A 17,602-nucleotide genomic window follows, 5' to 3' on the forward strand; every position below is an offset into this window, starting at 1 on the left:
GAAGTCATCCTGTGCAAACGCATCAATGGCTGTGCTCGGCGGACGCCTTGCCCAGCTCGGACTTGAGGGTGAAGCTGCCGCGGGTGGCGACCTGGTCGCCGACCGCAAGGCCGTCGAGGATTTCCACGTGGTTGCCGTCGCGCCGGCCCAGGGTCACCGGGCGGGTGTCGAAGCCGTCGGCGTTGCGCACGAACACCGATGGGCGCTCTTCCACGGTCTGCACCGCCTCGAAGGGCACGGTGACCGCCGCTGGCGCCGTGCGGCTGGTGACCGCGACGCTGACGAACAGCCCCGGGCGCCAGGCGCCGTCCGGGTTGGTCAGGGTGACGCGGACGGTGGCGGCGCGGTTCTGCTCGCCCAGCAGGCTGCCGACGTAGCCGATGGTGCCGTCGACCTCAGTGTTCAGGTCTGGCGATGACACCCGCACCGGGCGACCGCTGGCGACCTTGTCGAGGTCGCGGGGCGGGACGGCGAAGGTGGCCCAGACCCGCGACAGGTCGGAGAGGGTGAAGGCGTTGCTGGCCTCGCTGACCACCTCGCCGAGGGCCAGGTGCTTTTCCACCACCACGGCGTCGAACGGCGCGCGCAGCTCGTAGCGGTTGCCGCCGGCGGCGGTGACCGAGGCGCCGAGGGCGGCGACCTTCTGCCGGGCATTGCTCAGGCCGATCTCGGCCTCCTGCAGCGCCTGGCGGGCCAGCAGGTAGTCCTGTTCGGCGGAGATCCTTTCCTGCCACAGCTGCTTCTCGCGTTCGAAGGTCACCCGCGCCAGTTCGAGTCGGCGCTGGGCGGCCTGCTGCTCGCTGCGCAGGTCGGAGATCTGCTGGCTGGCGATCACCGCCAGCAACTGACCCTTCTTCACCGTCTCGCCGAGATTGGCTTGGACGCTTTCGACCACGCCGGGCACCCGTGGCACGACGTGGGCGGTACGGTCCTCGTCGAAGCGGATTTCCCCGGGGAAGCTGACCACGCTGCCCAGCTCGCGCGGGGCGGCAGCCTGCAACTCGATGCCGGCGCTGCTGATCTGCTGTTCGTTGAGGACCAGCTTGCCTTCTTCGGCATGGCCGCTTTCTTCATCGGCGTGGCCTTCTTCTCCATGGCCTTCATCGCCATGTTCATCCTTGGCCGCCGTGCTGGCGGCCTTGCCATGGCCGTGGCCATCGTCGGCGCCATGGCCGGCATCGCTGCCATTCCAGGCGGCACCGGCAAAGCCGAGGGCCGCCAGCGCGGCTACGGCGAGGGCGATCTTGCGTGTGTTGTCCATTGTTGCTCCAGAGCGAGGTTCGGTCGGGTTCAAGGGGTGGCAGTGAGGGCGTCGAGGTCGCCGAAGACGCGTTCCACGCGGGCCCGGGCGTCGCTGGCGGTGGCCAGGGAGGCGAGGTATTGCTCGCGGGCGGCGATCAGGGTGCGCTGGGCGTCGAGCACTTCGATGAAGCCGAACTTGCCGCGCTCGAAACCACGGGTGGCGGTGTCCACGGCCTGGCGGGCGGCGGGCAGGATGGTGCTGTCGTAGGAGGCCACTTCCTGCATGGCCGTGCTCCATTGGTTGAGCGCGGTGCGGGTTTCGCTGCGCAGGCGCAGTTCCACGGCGTTGCGCAGGTCACGGGCCTGGTCGGCGCGGCGCGCAGCAGCGAGGACATTGCCCTGGTTGCGGTCGAACAGCGGCAGCGGCAGGGACACGCCGACCACATTGACCCGCTCGCGTTCGAGGCGGTCGTACTGGCTGCCGACACTAACGGTGAGGTCGGGGATGCGCTGGGCTCTTTCCGATCCCAGCGCGGCGTCGTTCTGGTCGATGCGGGCCATGGCCTGGCGCAGCTCGGCGGTCTGCTCCAGGCGGCCCAGCAGCAGGTCGTCGGCAGGCGGCAGGCCGGGTGACAGCGACGCTGCGTCGAGACGATCGACACTGTCGACGGCGCTGCCGGTGACCTGGGCCAGCTGCCGGTAGGCGTTGCTCTTTTCGCTCTGCGCCCGGCTCAGTTGCAGGCGTGCTTCGGCCAGTTGCACCTGGGCCCGGGTGGCTTCCACCGGTGACGAGGTGCCCGCCCGTACACGGCTCTCGACCACCTGCAGGCCGCGCTCGGTCAGGTCGAGGGACTGCTGCGCCAGCTCCACGCCGGTCTGCGCGCGCAGGGCACTGTAGAAGGCCTGGACCACGTCGGCGCGCAAGGTATTGAGCTGCTGTTCCAGGGTCATCTGCGCCAGGCTCTGGCCAACCCGCGCCACCTCGATCCGCGCGCCACGCTTGCCACCCAGTTCCAGCGGCTGGCTGAGGGTCACGGTGGTGGTGCTGGTGTCGCGCCGGGTGTCCTCGACCTCCCAGGACAGCTCCGGGTTGGGGATCAGCCCGGCCTGGCGCCGGGCACCGTCGGCGATGCCGATTTCCTGGCGGGCGGCGGACATTTCCGGGTTGCGCTCCATGGCCGTGGCGATGGCCTGGGGCAGGCTGAGGCTGTCGGCCAGGGTCAGCGGCGATGCCAGCACCACGCAGAGCGTGGCGATGCTTCGCGCAAAGGAGGGAAAGGCGGGGAGTCGGAGCACGGGCGGGTCCTCATGGGCGCCAGGCCTGACGAGAACGCCGAACGTGCCGCCAGGCCCTGATGGAAAGAGTCGTGGCACTCTAATTAGAGGCAGCTATCAGCGCGGTGGCGGCAAAATTACAATTCTGTAATCCACTGGAAGTTGCAGATAACAGCAGCATGACGAAATTGTAATTATCCCATCACCCTGTCGTTATCCACGGTTTGCAACTATCGCAGCGGCGCTTTCATCTGGCGCCCCGCAGCCAGAACAATCTTCCTATATCGCTTGCCGGGCACTTCATAATAAAAACTGCCGTCCCCCGAAGGAGCATTGCATGAGTTACACGTTTCCACGTTATCTGGTGGCGCTCTGTGCGTTATCCGCAAGTTACGCCGCCAATGCCGAAGAACCGGCCGAAGGTTTTATCGAGGGCAGCAACCTGACCGTGCTGAACCGCAACTTCTATTTCAACCGGGACAATCGCGACGGTCCCGCACCGACCTATGGCAAGGTCGGGGACAATGGTTATTCCGAAGCCTGGGCCCACGGCATCATCGGCAAGTTCTCCTCGGGCTTCACCCAGGGCACTGTCGGTTTCGGCGTCGATGCCTTCGCCATGATCGGCCTGAAACTCGACACCGGTGACGGTCGCAATGGTGGCCGCAGTTCCTTCGACGTGCTGCCGGTGAACCGCGATGGCGAGGCCCGCGATGAGTACACCAAGCTGGGGGGCGCCGCGAAAGTGCGCTTCCTCGACACCGTGGTGCGGGTCGGCGACGTGTTCCCGGCCACGCCGGTGGTGGCGGCGGGGGACTCGCGCCTGCTGCCGGAAAGCTTCCGTGGCGTGACCGCGGAGAACACCAGCTTCGAGGGCCTGACCCTGCAGGCCGGACGCCTGCATTCGATGAGCCAGCCAGTGTCCAGCAACCTGCGCGATGGCTTCGCGACCTTCTATGCCGGCGCGGTCGATTCGCCTTGGGTCGCCTATGGCGGCGGCGACTACGCCGTCTCCGATCACCTGAGCGTCAGCCTCTACGGCAGCCGCCTGAAGGACGCCTGGAACCAGTACTACGCCGGTGCCAGCTTCACTTACCCGCTGGCCGCCGATCTCGACCTGATCACCGGCTTCAACGCCTACCGTGCCGTCGACGAGGGCAGGCAACTGCTCGGCGAGTTCGACAACACCATCTGGAGCGGCAAGCTCGGCGTGCGTTTCGGCGCCCATACCCTGGCCCTGACCCATCAGCGCAACAATGGCGACGATGACTTCGACTACCTGCGCCAGTCCGACTCGATCTTCCTCGACAACTCGATCCAGTACAGCGACTTCAACTCGCCGAAGGAGCGCTCGTGGATGCTGCGCTACGACCTGAACATGGCCAGCTACGGGATTCCCGGCCTGTCGTTCATGACCCGCTACGGCAAGGGCAGCGACGCCGACTATTCAAACGCCAACGCCGTGTACATGCGCCGTGACGCCAATGGCGATCCGCTCACCGACCAGAAACGCTGGGAACGCGATATCGAGGTCAAGTACGTGGTGCAGACCGGTGCGGCCAAGGACCTGTCCTTCCGCATCCGCCAGGCCAATACCCGCGCGACGGCCTTCGAGTCGGACCTGGACGAATTTCGCCTGATCGTCGAATACCCGCTGTCGGTACTGTAAGCGGTATTTCGACAGGCCCCCCATTCACCTTTGGCTCCACAACTCCTTTGGTTGAAGGTGGATTATTTTGCGCCCCGTCGGGGCGCTTTTTTTATCTGTCGTTTTTATATGTCGCGTACATGACGAGGCTATTACAAAGCTGTCATTCGCAACTACTGGCAACGCTGTTGGACTATTATCCGGTGGTTATCGACAAGTGCCGAAGAGATAGTGAAACATGCGCGTCCTGGTTATCGAGGATGAAATAAAGACTGCCGACTATATTCGCCAGGGACTGTCTGAAAGTGGTTTCGTCGTCGATTGCATCCATAATGGCGCGGAGGGCCTGTTCATTGCCCGGCAGCAGGACTACGACCTGATCATCCTCGACGTGAACCTGCCACAACTGGATGGCTGGCAGGTGCTCGATGCCTTGCGCCGTGACCACTGCATGGCGCGGATCATGCTGCTTACCGCCCGCAGTCGCCTGGCGGACAAGGTGCGCGGGCTGGAGGGCGGTGCGGACGACTACCTGAGCAAGCCTTTCCAGTTTCCCGAGCTCCTGGCCAGGGTCCGGGCATTGCTGCGTCGCAGCGACCAGGCGCAGGCGGTGGAGCTCATCCGGGTTGCCGACCTGGAGCTGGACCAGGGCCGCCACCGGGCGTTTCGCGCCGGCAGGCGCATCGACCTGACCACCAAGGAGTTCGCCTTGCTGCACTACCTGATGCGCAACAGCGGCGTGGTCTTGAGCCGGACGCAGATCATTTCCCAGGTCTGGGACATGAATTTCGATTGCGACACCAATGTGGTGGAGGTCTCGGTGCGACGCCTGCGCGCCAAGATCGACGATCCCTTCGACAACCGCCTGATCCATACCCTGCGCGGAGTGGGGTATGTCCTGGAGGAGCGCTGAAGGTGTTCAGTCCCGCGCCAGGCGCCTGAACACCAGGCCTGCCGCCAGGCACATCGAACTCACCAGCAGCAACGTCAACTGGATGTCACCGGCCTCGGGCTGCGCATGTCCGCGCAGCCCCTGGACCAGGCCGAGGATCATCGCCGCCAGGCACACCGCCAGGCTCAGGCTGAGCTGCACGCTGGTGGCCGACAGGGTCGCGGCGTTGGCCGAGTGTTCGGCCGGGATGTCGGCATAGGTCAGCACGCCCACGGCCGTCATCTGCAGCGAGCGCGACAGCCCGCCGATGAACAGCAGCGTCATCACCAGCAGCGGTGCGGTGTCGGCGCTGAACAGTGCGCATACCGCGATGGAGAAGGCGCCCAGCAGGCTGTTCCAGACCAGCAGGTCGCGACAGCCGAAACGTCGCGCCAGGGGCACCGAAATGAACTTGATCAGCAGGGCACCTGCGCCGCTGGCGAAGGTCAGCAGGCCCGCCTGCAGCGCGCTCATGCCGTAGCCGAGCTGGAACAGCAAAACCAGCAGGAACGGCAGCGCGGCACTGCCCAGGCGGAACAGCGTGCCGCCGCAGAGCACCACGGCAAAACCGCGGATGCGCAGCAGCGAAAGGTCCAGCAGCGGCGCGCGGGCGCGTCGGGCATGACGCAGGTAAAGCACGGCGAACAGCACGCCGCTCGCCAGCAGCAGGCACGACCATTGCCAGCGCAGCGAGCCGTGCCCGAGGCTTTCGAACGCCAGGACCAGGCAGGCCAGCGCCGGGCTGCCGAGGAGAAAGCCGCGCAGGTCCAGGGGCCGGCCGCGTTGCCCCGGATAGTCCGGGACATGGCGCAGCACCAGGGTGATCCCCAGCAGGCCGATGGGCAGGTTGAGCAGGAAGATCCAGTGCCACGACAGCCAGGTCACCAGCAGGCCGCCCAGCGGCGGACCGAACACCGGCCCGAGCAGCGCCGGCATGGTCAGGTAGGCCATGGCCTTGAGCAGATCCTCCTTGCTTGACCAGCGCAGCAGGATCACCTGTCCCACCGGCACCATCAACGCCCCGGCCATGCCCTGGCAGAAGCGCGCCGCCACCAGTTGCCAGAGGCTTGCGGACAGCGCGCAGGCCAGCGAGCTGAGGGCGAACAGGCCGATGGCGGCTATGAACACCCGGCGTGGGCCCAGCCGCTCGGCCAGCCAGCCGCTCAAGGGAATGAACATCGCCACCGCCAGCAGGTAGATCGTCACCACCAGGTTCATGCGCAAGCCGGGCTCGCCGAAGTCGGTTGCCAGTTGCGGCAGGGCGGTGAGCACGGCGGTGGAGTCGAGCAGTTCCATGAACAGCGCGCAGCCGACGATCATAGGGACCTTGCGCTGGAACAGCGGTGCAAGGGAGGTAGATTCGGGCATGGCGCAAGCTTCGACACAGGAAAGGAGCCCGGCACGGTAACGGGCGCAGAGGGCTTTGTGAAATATCGGTTGGTGCTTTGTTAATAACATTGCGCATAAAAAATATTATTTTTATGCGCTTCTCGCATTTTGTCGTGGCAGCCCTGCAAAGCTTTCCCCTATTGCCCAAGCATATTTTTACTGGTTTCCGCTTTCCATCGGCTCGCGCACAATGCGGGACAGCAAGCCTACCAATCGGTAGGTCGCCATCCCGTCAGCACGGAGATCCTCGATGACCGCCATGAATAACAACAACAGCACCTCCACCAAGGCCTATCAGAAACTCGACGCGGCGCACCATATCCATGCCTTCCTCGACCAGAAGGTATTGAACGAGAAGGGCGCACTGGTCATCGAGAAGGGCCAGGGCCTGAACCTGTGGGACACCGAGGGCAAGCGCTACCTGGACGGCATGTCCGGCCTGTGGTGCACCGCGCTGGGCTACGGCCGTGCCGACCTGGCCGCTGCCGCCACCCGCCAGCTGGAAGAACTGCCGTACTACAACCTGTTCTTCCAGACCACCCACCCGCGGGTGATCGAGCTGTCCGAGTTGCTCTTCAGCCTGCTGCCCAGGCACTACAGCCATGCCATCTACACCAACTCCGGCTCCGAGGCCAACGAACTGCTGATCCGCACCGTGCGCCGTTACTGGCAGGTCGCGGGCAAATCGCAGAAGCGCATCATGATCGGCCGCTGGAACGGCTACCACGGCTCGACCCTGGGCAGCACCGCGCTGGGCGGCATGGGCTTCATGCACGAGATGGGCGGCATGCTCCCGGACTTCGCCCATATCGGCGAGCCGTACTACTACGTGCATGGCGGCGGGTTGTCCGAGGACGCCTTCGGCCTGCAGGCGGCCCGTGAGCTGGAGACCAAGATCCTCGAGCTGGGCGCCGAGAACGTCGCCGCCTTCGTTGCCGAACCGTTCCAGGGTGCCGGCGGCATGATCTTCCCGCCGGCCAGCTACTGGGCCGAGATCCAGCGCATCTGCCGCCAGTACGATGTGCTGCTGTGCGCCGACGAAGTGATCGGCGGCTTCGGGCGTACCGGCGAATGGTTCGCCCACCAGTACTTCGGCTTCGAGCCGGACACCCTGAGCATCGCCAAGGGCCTGACGTCCGGCTACGTGCCCATGGGCGGCCTGGTGTTGTCGAAGCGGATTGCCGAGACCCTGGTGGAAGAGGGCGGGGTGTTTGCCCACGGCCTGACCTACGGCGGCCACCCGGTGGCGGCGGCGGTGGCAATAGCCAACCTCAAGGCGCTGCGCGACGAGCAGATCGTCGAGCGGGTGAAGCAGGATACCGGGCCTTACCTGCAGCAGTTGCTGCGCGAGACCTTCGCCGATCATCCGCTGGTGGGCGACGTGCAGGGCGCCGGGCTGGTGGCCGCCTTGCAGTTTGCCGAGGAAAAGGCCACGCGCAAGCGCTTCGCCAATGAAAACGACATCGCCTGGCGCTGCCGCACCATCGGCTTCGAGGAAGGGCTGATCATTCGTTCGACCCTGGGCCGGATGATCATGGCGCCGGCGCTGGTGGCGACCCGAACTGACCTGGAAGAGCTGGTGGAGAAGACCCGGCGGGCGGTGGATCGTACGGCGCGGGAGATTGGCGTGCTCTGAGCCTTTGATGGCCCCATCGCGGTATGGGTATCTACACATCTTCAGTCCATACCTGTGGGAGCGGATTCATCCGCGATTGGGCGCGAAGCGGCCATAGAGCCTGTGCCCTCGGTGTGTCAGGCAGACTTGGGACTCAGGTTTTACGACGGCTTCGCCGCCGATCGCGGATGAATCCGCTCCCACAAGGTCCGCGTTCCACCAGATCAAAGATGTGTAGAAAGCTCATCGCGGGTAATGCCCGCGATGAGGATCCCGACTGCCACTACAAAGCTTTTTCATACCTTCACAAAACATATTTCATATTTTTCCTGTTCCACGAAACACCGCAGAATCGAACCCATACGAACAACCAACGACGCCCCAGAGCGATCGATACCAGGCCGGTGCCGGACCCCGCGACCCATCCCATAAGCGGGCACAGAACAATAAACCGCACCCGCCTTTAGCTGCCCTTTTCAAGCCTGTCCGTTCCAACTGTGTCGGGGTTTCATTCCCGCGCCCGCTCGCGCGTGCGCGATGCCCCGGCATTTACTTCGAGAAGCAGTGAGGAAATGTCGATGTCTTTGAAAATGCATGCGTGTGCACTGGCAGTGGTATCCGCGTTGATGGCGGGCCATACGATGGCGGCGGCGGACAAGCTCACCGTCATCTCCTTCGGCGGCGCGACCAAGGCGGCCCAGGACCAGGCCTATTTCAAGCCGTTCGAGCAGAGCGGCGCGGGCAAGGTGGTGGCCGGGGACTACAACGGCGAATTGTCCAAGGTCAAGGCCATGGTCAGCGTCGGCCAGATCTCCTGGGACGTGGTCGAGGTGGAAAGCCCCGAGCTGCTGCGCGGCTGCGAGGAAGGCCTGTTCGAGCGCCTCGACCCGGCATTGCTCGGCAACCAGGATCACTACATCGCCAACACCGTCAGCGAATGCGGCGTGGCCAGCTACGTCTGGTCCATGGTCATGGCCTACAACCCGGCCAAAGTCGGCACGCCGCCGGCGTCCTGGGCGGACTTCTGGGACACCGCCAAGTACCCCGGCAAACGCGGCCTGCGCAAGGGCGCCAAGTACACCCTGGAAGCCGCGCTGCTCGCCGACGGCGTAAGCAAGGCCGACTTGTACAAGGTCCTTGCCACACCGGCGGGCGTCAGCCGCGCCTTTGCCAAGCTCGACCAGATCAAGTCCTCGATCCAGTGGTGGGAAGCCGGCGCCCAGCCGCCGCAGTGGCTGGCCGCCAACGATGTGGTGATGTCCGCCGCCTACAACGGTCGCATCGCCGTGGCGCAGAAAGAGGGCACCCACCTGGGCATCGTCTGGAATGGCGGGCTCTACGACCCGGACCACTGGGCCATCGTCAAGGGCTCGCCGAACAAGGCCCTGGCCGAACGCTTCATCGTCTTCGCCAGCCAGGCGGACACGCAGAAGACCTTCTCCTCGAACATCCCCTACGGCCCGGTCAACAAGCAGACCCTCGGCACCCTGCCGGCCGATATCCAGGCCCAGTTGCCCACCGCCCCGGCCAATCTTGAGCAGGGCCTGCTGGTGGACTCCAGTTTCTGGGTCGACCACGGCGAAGAGCTGGAAGAGCGCTTCAACGCGTGGGCCGCACGCTGACATCCGCTTCACCCGCCCGGCGTCGTGCGTGCGGCGCCGGGCGATAACGCTGCACACAACAACGATAAGAAGGATGCTGCAATGAACGCTTCAGTGACGGCGGCGACGCCTGTGCATTCCGGCGGGCTACGCCGGGTTCTGGGCCTCGGGGCCCTGTTGTCGGTGGCCATCGGCCTGGTCGTGTCCCAGGGCGTCATGGTCCTGATGCTGCAAGGCGCGGGCATGGCCGGGCTGGGTTTCATCATTCCCCTGGGTATCGCCTATATCCTCGCGCTGACCTATGCCATGTCGTTCTCCGAACTGGCGCTGATGGTGCCGCGCGCCGGCAGCCTGAGCAGCTACACGGAAGTTGCCATCGGTCATTTCCCGGCGATCCTCGCCACCTTCTCCGGCTACATGGTGGTGGCCATGTTCGCCCTGTCCGCCGAGCTGCTGTTGCTTGACCTGATCATCGGCAAGGTCTACCCCGGCGTGCTGCCGCCGATGGTCGTGGCCGGCGGCATGCTGGCGCTGTTCACCGGCCTCAACCTGCTGGGCATCGACGTGTTCGCCAGGCTGCAGACGGTTCTTGCGGTGGTGATGGTGGTCATGCTCCTGGCCCTGGGCATCGGTGCCCTCGGGCACGCGGGAGGCAGCCTGCAGACGTCCATGGATCAGGGCTGGAACCCGCTGGGAGCAGGGGCGCTGGCCTTGGCGGCGATGGCCATCTGGGGCTTCGTCGGCGCCGAGTTCGTCTGTCCGCTGGTGGAAGAGACCAAGCGACCGGAGCGCAATATCCCGCGTTCGATGATGCTCGGCCTGACCATCATCTTCGGCGTGATCGTCCTGTACTGCCTGGGGGCCTTGCTGCTGATTCCCCGCGACCTGCTGGCCAGCGATCCGCTGCCGCATTTCCTCTACGCCACCACGCTGTTCGGCGAGAGCGGCAAGGCGCTGCTGGTGGCCGCCTCGGTGACCGCCACGGCGAGCACCGTCAACTCGTCCCTGGCGGCACTGCCACGGATGCTCTACGGCATGGCCGAGAACGGCCAGGCGTTCCCGCAGTTCCGCCGGCTGAGCACGCGCACCCGCACGCCGTGGGTAGCGGTGCTGTTCATCGCCGCGATCACCGGCCTGCCGATCCTGATCCTCGGGCAGAACCCGGACGCGGTGAGCCTGTTGTTGCTGGCGGCCGCGCTGGCCTGGCTGCTGGCCTATATCATCGTGCACATCGACGTGATCGCCCTGCGCCGGCGCTACCCGAATGCCAGGCGGCCGTTCCGCACGCCGTTCTATCCATTGCCACAGATCATCGGCATCGCCGGGATGCTGTTCGCCATCTGGCATGCCTCGCCGTCGCCGGAGATGACCGGCAAGATCTTCGGCGCAGCAGGGGTGGTACTGGGGGTGATTTCGCTGATCGCGGTGGCGTGGGTGAAGTGTGTGATGAAGAAGCCGTTGTTCAAGCCGGAGCCGTTGCTGGTGGATGAGGCTGTGGATTCGTCCGTGTCCTGACGATCCGTTCGCTTGCAACGCCAGTGCCTACAGGGTCAGTGTCGCCACGGACCCTGTGGGCGCGGGCACTTTCCCTGACGTCACCGCCCCGCTCGCAGCCTCCAGATCGCCCCGCCAGCCTCGCCGCGAAACTCCCTCCGATGTACCCCCAGGCCAACTTACCAGTTTGTCCTTTCTCTCTTCCTATCTGGCAGTTCTGTCACAAGCCGCCAAAATTACATTCGTAATTGAATGTTTCTCATATATTTCAGCGTTGAACTGCCTGAGGCCCGGTTTTGCTGGGCTATATATTTTATGTTTTAAGTTGTTTCTTATTTTGTTCTGAAGAGGTTCGCGAATAATCCAGGCTCTGTGTGGGAAAATTCTCAAGTGCGAGTAGAGGTCTGGCGCGCCCGGATAAGATAGTTCATTGTTTTGCGTAATTTGCTCAACGACTTCGGTGTAGGTCTTTCTTGGGTGAACGAACTTTTATAAATGACTGGAAGGGCCTGGTGTTTCTCAGGCCCTTCGGACAGTTTTATCCAGCTCCCTGATCTCGGAGGATTCAATGGCTTCAAACAGTTTCCAGAACGAAGTACCCAAGGCCCGCGTCAATATCAAGCTCGACCTGCATACCGGCGGCGCGCAGAAGAAGGTCGAACTGCCGCTGAAGCTCATGATGATGGGCGACTACAGCAATGGCCGCGAACAACGCCCGTTGTCCGAGCGCAGCAAGATCAATATCGACAGGAACAACTTCAATGCCGTCCTCGCCGACTTCTCCCCGGCGTTGAAACTCTCGGTCGAGAACACCCTCGCCGGCGATGCCTCGGACATGCCGGTACAACTCGGCTTCCGCCACATGAAGGACTTCGAGCCCGAGCAGGTGGCCCGGCAGATCCCTGAGCTGCGGGCGCTGCTGGCCATGCGCAATCTGCTGCGCGATCTCAAGTCCAACCTGCTCGACAACATCACCTTCCGCCAGGAACTGGAACGGATTCTCAAGGATGAAAGCCTGAGCGACGAACTTCGCCGCGAACTGACCGCGCTGGCGCCGCAATAAATCCGTTCACTCTCTTCGTTTCACACTACAGGAAGTTACAGCATGTCCGTAGAACACTCTTCCGCGTCATCCCGTGGCACCTCGACCGTGTCTGAAGACAACCAGGGTATCTACAGTTCCCTGTTCAGCAAGATCAACTTGAACCCGGTTTCGGAACTGGGTGATATCGAAGTTTTCCAGCATACCGAGGCACTTTCCGAAGTGTCCGCCGACGAGCGGGTCACGGCCGCCGTCGATGTCTTGCTGAAACTGGTCAAGCAGTCGTCGCGCAAGGTCGAGCGCCTGGACAAGGCACTGCTCGACGAGCATATCGCTGCGCTCGATGCACAGATCAGCCGGCAACTCGATGCGGTAATGCATCACCCTGACTTCCAGCGCGTCGAGTCGACCTGGCGCGGGGTGAAGCAACTTATCGACCAGACCGATTTCCGCCATAACGTGCGCATCGAGTTGCTGGATATCAGCAAGGATCACCTGGTCCAGGACTTCGAGGACGCTCCGGAAATCGCCCAGAGCGGTCTCTACCTGCAAACTTACACCCAGGAGTACGACACCCCCGGCGGCGAGCCGATCGCTGCTGCCATTTCCAACTACGAGTTCGGTCGCGGGCCCCAGGACATCGCCCTGCTGCGCAACATCTCCAAGGTCGCTGCGGCGGCGCACATGCCCTTCATCGGCGCGGTCGGGCCGGCCTTCTTCGGCAAGCAGTCGATGGAGGAGGTGGCGGCGATCAAGGACATCGGCAACTACTTCGACCGCGCCGAATACCTCAAGTGGAAGGCGTTTCGCGATACCGACGACGCACGCTACATCGGCCTGACCATGCCGCGGGTGCTCGGTCGCCTGCCATACGGTCCCGACACCACGCCGGTGCGCAGTTTCAACTACATCGAGAGCGTCAAGGGACCGGACCACGACAAGTACCTGTGGACCAGCGCCTCGTTCGCCTTCGCCGCGAACATGGTCAAGAGCTTCATCGCCAATGGCTGGTGCGTGCAGATTCGCGGTCCGCAATCCGGCGGTGCGGTCAGCGACCTGCCGATCCACCTGTACGACCTGGGCACCGGCAACCAGGCGAAGATCCCGTCGGAAGTGATGATTCCCGAAACCCGCGAATTCGAGTTCGCCAACCTCGGCTTCATTCCCCTGTCCTATTACAAGAATCGCGACTACGCCTGTTTCTTCTCCGCCAACTCGACGCAGAAACCGGCTCTCTATGACACCGCCGATGCCACCGCCAACAGTCGCATCAACGCGCGCTTGCCGTACATCTTCCTGCTGTCGCGCATCGCCCATTACCTGAAGCTGATCCAGCGCGAAAACATCGGTACCACCAAGGACCGCAGCGTGCTGGAGCAGGAGCTGAACCGCTGGATCAAGGGCCTGGTCACCGAAATGACCGACCCGGGCGACGACCTGCAGGCGTCCCATCCGCTGCGCGAAGGCAAGGTGGTGGTCGAGGACATCGATGACAACCCCGGCTTCTTCCGGATCAAGCTGTATGCCGTGCCGCACTTCCAGGTGGAGGGGATGGACGTCAACCTGTCGCTGGTTTCCCGGATGCCCAAGGCCAAGGCCTGATGCGCGCGGAGGGAGGCCATCCGATGAAGATCCATCGTCCACTCTGGTTCGCGGGTGCCTTGCTGTGCCCGCAGCAGTTCCAGCAACAGGCGCGCTGGGAGGCGCGCACCAACGAAAGCGTGGCCCGCCTGGCCCTGGTTCATCCATGGGGCGTGGAGGTCGCGGGCTTCGACCGCGACGCCTTGCGCCTTGGCGTGCTCAAGGCCAGCGAGCTACTGGTACGCATGCCCGATGGCACGCTGATCGACACCCTGCACAGCGACCGCTTGCCGCCGGCCGTGGAACTGGCCCGGCTGCTGCCTGCGGACGCAGCACAGGCCACCGTGCTGCTGGCCTTGCCGCGGGAACACGCCAATGGCGAGAACTGCCTGTTCGAGGGGCGCAAGGCCGAGCGGCCGTTGCGCTACCAGCAGGACTGGCGCGAGGTCCAGGATGTGTACGACGAGGATCGGCAACAGATCAGCGTCGTGGAACATAACCTGAGCCTGCGCCTGGACAGCGACGACAACGCCGCCTGGTCGACCTGCCCGCTACTGCGCCTGGTGCGCGACGGGCAGGGCGAGTGGAGCATCGACGCCAGCCACGTACCGCCACTGCTGCGCTTCTCTGCCCATGCCGGGCTGGTGGCGCAACTGGACAACCTGCTGATCCAGCTCGCCGTCAAGCGCCAGCGCCTGATGGGCATGCGCCGGGAAAGCAACCAGCGCATGGCCGATTTCGCTGTCGCCGATGTCTCGCTGTTCTGGCTGCTCAACGCGTTGAACAGCTATCAGCCGGTGCTCAGCGATCTCCAGGCGCATTCCCGGGCACCGGAACAGGTCTATGTCGAGCTGGCCAAGCTGGCCGGGAGCCTGCTGACCTTTTCCCTGGAGCACGACCTCGACCAGATCCCGGCCTACCGGCACGAGTGCCTGGAACAGGTGCTGCCACCGTTGATGCAGACCATCTCGACCCTGCTCGAAGCCAGCCTGCCGTCGCGGGTGATCGCGCTTGAACTGACCTCCAAGGGCAGCCATCGCTGGAAGGTACAACTCAACGATCCGCGCCTGCGCGAACCCGAGGGCGTCGATTTCTACCTGTCGGTGCGCTGTCGCCTGTCGGCCGTGCAGCTGCAGGAGCAGTTCCCGCGGTTGTGCAAGGTGGGGGCGCCGGACGATATCGATCAACTGGTCAACTCCGCCCTCGACGGCGTGCCGCTGCAAGCGCTCGCCCACGTGCCGGCGGCCATCCCGTTGCGTCTCGAGAACCAGTACTTCGCCCTCGACTTCAGGCACCCGAAGGGACTGGCCGCGCTGGAGGCGCAGAGTTGCGCCTTCTACGTGCCAGGCTCGCTGGGTGAGGTGAGGCTCGAACTCTACGCGGTACTGCGCTCATGAGCCGGCGTGAGGTGCAAGGCCTCGATATCGACGCGCTGTTGCAGGACAGCTATCTGCTGGTGGTGGAAGTCAGCAACAGCAAGGAGCTGGAAGGCAGCCAGGCCCTGTGGATGCGCTGCCTGGAACTGGTGGAAGGGCTGCGCGGGCGCTTGAGCGATGCCGGGCTGAGCCAGCGCTCCATGGACCTGATCAGCCACGCCCAGTGCGCGCTGCTCGACGAGACCGTGCTCGGCAAGAGCAAGGGCGCGGAGCATTCGACCTGGGCCAGGGAGCCGTTGCAGGCGCGCTTGTTCAACAGCCACCAGGCCGGGGAGTCGCTGTACGAGCAGATACGCGAAGTGCTGCGCGAGCCGTCGCCGGATCCGCTGGTGCTGACGGTGTTCCAGCGAGTGCTCGGCCTGGGGTTCAAGGGTCGCTACGACACGCTTGAGGACCCTGAGCGTGAGCAGCTGATCGCCGCGCTGGACGAGCGGGTCGCGCCTTTCGTCCCGCAGCACGGCCTGCCGGGCAGCGCGGGGCGGAAACGTCTGGGCGGCGCCTGGGCCAATTCGCCCTGGCGGCACGGCTTGCTCGCCGTGCTGTTGCTGGCCTGCGTGTGGTGGGGGCTGGACCAATGGCTCGGGCACCTGCTGACCAGCCTGCTGCCCGGACAGGGCTGAGGAGCGCGGATGACTCTCAAGTTGATTCGCGGGCTTTGGCTGTGGGGCATGTTCCTGGCCCTGGGCGTGTTGCTCGTGGTTCCGTTCGACGATGGCTGGCGGGTGCTGGCGGCGGTACTGGTCACCGCGCTGGTGGTGCAGGGCTGGCGTCGTGCCGGGCGCCGTGCCGGACAACTGCGCGAGTCGTTGCGCCTGGCCGACGACGTCCCTCTGCCTCCGGCCGGCTATCGCCAGCCGGTACTGCTGGTGTGCGGTGATGGCCAGGACGGGCTGTTCGGCAAGAAGGACAACGAGCGACCGCGCCTGCGCATGACCGCGCGGGCCTGCTACCTCGATGTCGGCGACACGCGCCGCCTGCCGACGCTGGTGTCCGCCCTGCTGGCGCGGCGCCCGGCGTGGAGCGGGCAGCTTGGCGTGCTGTTCGTGGTCAACCCTGGCGAACAGGACGACCCGACCTTGCTCACCAGCCAGGCCCGGGCACTCGCTCATCAACTGGCCCTGGTGCGCAGGCAGCAGGGGCTGGTGCTGCCCCTGCTGCTGGCGAGCTACCTGCGTGGCGCCCAGGGTCAGGCACCCTGGTTCGTCTGGGGCGACGACGAAGCCTGTCCGCAGGTGCACGAGGCCGGCAGTTGCAGCGCTCTGGAGCAGTGGCAGCGACAGGCCGACGACAGCGCTGACGACATTGCACGCATGCGCGCCGCAGTGCAGTTGAACGGTGCTGCGCAGTGGTGGCGCGAACAGGTGCTGGTGCATCTGGCTGGCTGTACGCCGGTTGCCTGCGCCATGACCTTCGTCGAAGCACTGCCTGGCGAGCGCAGCGGCAATCTCTGGCAGCAATGGTTGCGCCAGCGGCTGGCGTTGCAGGTCGTGGATGTGGCTCCGGCGGCGTCGAGCGGCATGCTGGAGTTTCCTGATGTCGCGCTCTCACTGATGCCGCTGCGCCTGCGCGCGACCCCGCGTCAGCGGGCCACGGTCAAGGCCATCTGGATGTTCACCCTGGCGGGCCTGGTCGCCCTGGCCAGCTCGGCCTGGAACAACGACCGCCTGATGCGCCAGGTTACTGCCGACCTTCACCGTTATGCCTCGATTCCTTCGCCCGCGCACGCCGATCAGCCAGCCTATGGCCTGCGCGAGGAAGCCCTGGCGGTACTGCACCGGCATGCGACGTTGCTGGAGTACTACAGCAGCAATGGCGAGCCATTGTCCCTGGGCTTCGGACTGTACCGCGACCAGTTGCTGCGCGAGCGCTTGCTGGCCGTACTGCTGGGGCATCGTCAGCCGGTGATGCCGCTGGCAGTGGCCAGGGCCCCCGGCATGGTTCGCCTGGACAGCCTGTCGCTGTTCAGTTCCGGCAGTGCGCAGCTCAAGCCGCGGTCGACCAAGGTGCTGGTCAATGCCCTGGTCGATATCAAGGCCCAGCCGGGCTGGCTGATCGTCATCGCCGGGCACACCGATGCCACCGGTAGCGACGAACACAACCTGCGCCTTTCCCGTGCCCGCGCCGCAGCGGTACGCGACTGGATGCAGCGCATGGGCGACATCCCCGACAGCTGTTTCGCCATCCAGGGCTTTGGCGCCAGTCAGCCCATTGCCAGCAATGACCACGAGGACGGGCGCATGAGCAACCGTCGTGTCGATATTCGCCTGCTGCCGGCGGAGGGGGCCTGTTTGGTCGCTCCGCCGGTGGCGGGCTGAAAACCCTGTCGCAGCCGCGACATTCAAACCTGA

The 17,602-nt window shown here is 64.6% G+C and carries 13 protein-coding genes; 10 read left to right on the forward strand and 3 right to left on the reverse strand.

Going from position 1 to position 17,602, the window contains the following annotated elements; all coding sequences use genetic code 11:
• Window positions 1-22: 22 nt before the first annotated feature.
• Window positions 23-1,261 carry an efflux RND transporter periplasmic adaptor subunit gene (locus V0R59_RS12250; protein WP_330074558.1) on the reverse strand — a complete coding sequence of 413 codons (1,239 nt, stop codon included), beginning with the start codon at window positions 1,259-1,261 and terminating at the stop codon, window positions 23-25.
• A 29-nt stretch (window positions 1,262-1,290) separates the two neighbouring features.
• The gene (locus V0R59_RS12255; protein WP_375547360.1) at window positions 1,291-2,538 is read right to left on the reverse strand and encodes a TolC family protein; all 1,248 of its coding nucleotides are present in this window, start codon (window positions 2,536-2,538) and stop codon (window positions 1,291-1,293) included.
• Between the two features lie 316 nt (window positions 2,539-2,854).
• Between V0R59_RS12255 and V0R59_RS12260 the strand changes: the two genes are divergently transcribed.
• The gene (locus V0R59_RS12260) at window positions 2,855-4,186 is read left to right on the forward strand and encodes an OprD family porin (RefSeq protein WP_330074559.1); all 1,332 of its coding nucleotides are present in this window, start codon (window positions 2,855-2,857) and stop codon (window positions 4,184-4,186) included.
• 217 nt (window positions 4,187-4,403) lie between these two features.
• On the forward strand, window positions 4,404-5,078 hold the full coding sequence (locus V0R59_RS12265; protein WP_330074560.1) for a heavy metal response regulator transcription factor: 675 nt from the start codon (window positions 4,404-4,406) through the stop codon (window positions 5,076-5,078).
• A gap of 6 nt (window positions 5,079-5,084) precedes the next feature.
• On the opposite strand, the gene V0R59_RS12270 is transcribed toward V0R59_RS12265, so the two are convergent.
• Window positions 5,085-6,464: an MFS transporter gene (locus V0R59_RS12270; RefSeq protein WP_330074561.1), complete on the reverse strand. Its 1,380-nt coding sequence runs from the start codon at window positions 6,462-6,464 to the stop codon at window positions 5,085-5,087.
• 280 nt (window positions 6,465-6,744) lie between these two features.
• On the opposite strand from V0R59_RS12270, the gene V0R59_RS12275 reads away from it, so the two are divergent.
• The 8 genes from V0R59_RS12275 to V0R59_RS12310 all read left to right on the forward strand — a co-directional run bounded on the left by V0R59_RS12275 (window position 6,745) and on the right by V0R59_RS12310 (window position 17,569).
• Window positions 6,745-8,121 carry an aspartate aminotransferase family protein gene (locus tag V0R59_RS12275; RefSeq protein ID WP_330074580.1) on the forward strand — a complete coding sequence of 459 codons (1,377 nt, stop codon included), beginning with the start codon at window positions 6,745-6,747 and terminating at the stop codon, window positions 8,119-8,121.
• 605 nt (window positions 8,122-8,726) lie between these two features.
• Window positions 8,727-9,722 carry an ABC transporter substrate-binding protein gene (locus tag V0R59_RS12280; RefSeq protein ID WP_330074562.1) on the forward strand — a complete coding sequence of 332 codons (996 nt, stop codon included), beginning with the start codon at window positions 8,727-8,729 and terminating at the stop codon, window positions 9,720-9,722.
• A gap of 81 nt (window positions 9,723-9,803) precedes the next feature.
• Window positions 9,804-11,216 carry an APC family permease gene (locus V0R59_RS12285; protein WP_330074563.1) on the forward strand — a complete coding sequence of 471 codons (1,413 nt, stop codon included), beginning with the start codon at window positions 9,804-9,806 and terminating at the stop codon, window positions 11,214-11,216.
• Between the two features lie 547 nt (window positions 11,217-11,763).
• The gene (tssB, locus tag V0R59_RS12290) at window positions 11,764-12,258 is read left to right on the forward strand and encodes a type VI secretion system contractile sheath small subunit (RefSeq protein ID WP_330074564.1); all 495 of its coding nucleotides are present in this window, start codon (window positions 11,764-11,766) and stop codon (window positions 12,256-12,258) included.
• A gap of 42 nt (window positions 12,259-12,300) precedes the next feature.
• A complete protein-coding gene (gene tssC, locus V0R59_RS12295; protein ID WP_330074565.1) occupies window positions 12,301-13,839 on the forward strand; it encodes a type VI secretion system contractile sheath large subunit in 1,539 nt (512 codons plus the stop codon).
• A 23-nt stretch (window positions 13,840-13,862) separates the two neighbouring features.
• The gene (gene tssK / locus V0R59_RS12300; RefSeq protein ID WP_330074566.1) at window positions 13,863-15,215 is read left to right on the forward strand and encodes a type VI secretion system baseplate subunit TssK; all 1,353 of its coding nucleotides are present in this window, start codon (window positions 13,863-13,865) and stop codon (window positions 15,213-15,215) included.
• Window positions 15,212-15,874 (forward strand): type VI secretion system protein TssL, short form, encoded by a 663-nt coding sequence (gene tssL, locus V0R59_RS12305; RefSeq protein ID WP_330074567.1) that lies wholly within the window; start codon window positions 15,212-15,214, stop codon window positions 15,872-15,874. Before tssK ends, tssL begins: the two co-directional genes overlap by 4 nt.
• Before the next feature lie 9 nt (window positions 15,875-15,883).
• The gene (locus V0R59_RS12310; RefSeq protein ID WP_330074568.1) at window positions 15,884-17,569 is read left to right on the forward strand and encodes an OmpA family protein; all 1,686 of its coding nucleotides are present in this window, start codon (window positions 15,884-15,886) and stop codon (window positions 17,567-17,569) included.
• The last annotated feature ends 33 nt before the right edge of the window (window positions 17,570-17,602 follow it).

Source organism: Pseudomonas ulcerans (assembly GCF_036324125.1).
Classification (GTDB): Bacteria; Pseudomonadota; Gammaproteobacteria; order Pseudomonadales; family Pseudomonadaceae; genus Aquipseudomonas; species Aquipseudomonas ulcerans.

What these genes read in the sequence shown, in the direction of transcription:
- tssC (WP_330074565.1), top strand. Translation starts at nt 12,301, where the DNA reads ATGTCCGTAGAACACTCTTCCGCGTCATCCCGTGGCACCTCGACCGTG.
- V0R59_RS12270 (WP_330074561.1), bottom strand. Translation starts at nt 6,464, where the DNA reads ATGCCCGAATCTACCTCCCTTGCACCGCTGTTCCAGCGCAAGGTCCCT.
- V0R59_RS12265 (WP_330074560.1), top strand. Translation starts at nt 4,404, where the DNA reads ATGCGCGTCCTGGTTATCGAGGATGAAATAAAGACTGCCGACTATATT.
- V0R59_RS12285 (WP_330074563.1), top strand. Translation starts at nt 9,804, where the DNA reads ATGAACGCTTCAGTGACGGCGGCGACGCCTGTGCATTCCGGCGGGCTA.
- V0R59_RS12250 (WP_330074558.1), bottom strand. Translation starts at nt 1,261, where the DNA reads ATGGACAACACACGCAAGATCGCCCTCGCCGTAGCCGCGCTGGCGGCC.
- V0R59_RS12275 (WP_330074580.1), top strand. Translation starts at nt 6,745, where the DNA reads ATGAATAACAACAACAGCACCTCCACCAAGGCCTATCAGAAACTCGAC.
- V0R59_RS12310 (WP_330074568.1), top strand. Translation starts at nt 15,884, where the DNA reads ATGACTCTCAAGTTGATTCGCGGGCTTTGGCTGTGGGGCATGTTCCTG.
- tssK (WP_330074566.1), top strand. Translation starts at nt 13,863, where the DNA reads ATGAAGATCCATCGTCCACTCTGGTTCGCGGGTGCCTTGCTGTGCCCG.
- tssB (WP_330074564.1), top strand. Translation starts at nt 11,764, where the DNA reads ATGGCTTCAAACAGTTTCCAGAACGAAGTACCCAAGGCCCGCGTCAAT.
- V0R59_RS12280 (WP_330074562.1), top strand. Translation starts at nt 8,727, where the DNA reads ATGGCGGGCCATACGATGGCGGCGGCGGACAAGCTCACCGTCATCTCC.
- tssL (WP_330074567.1), top strand. Translation starts at nt 15,212, where the DNA reads ATGAGCCGGCGTGAGGTGCAAGGCCTCGATATCGACGCGCTGTTGCAG.
- V0R59_RS12260 (WP_330074559.1), top strand. Translation starts at nt 2,855, where the DNA reads ATGAGTTACACGTTTCCACGTTATCTGGTGGCGCTCTGTGCGTTATCC.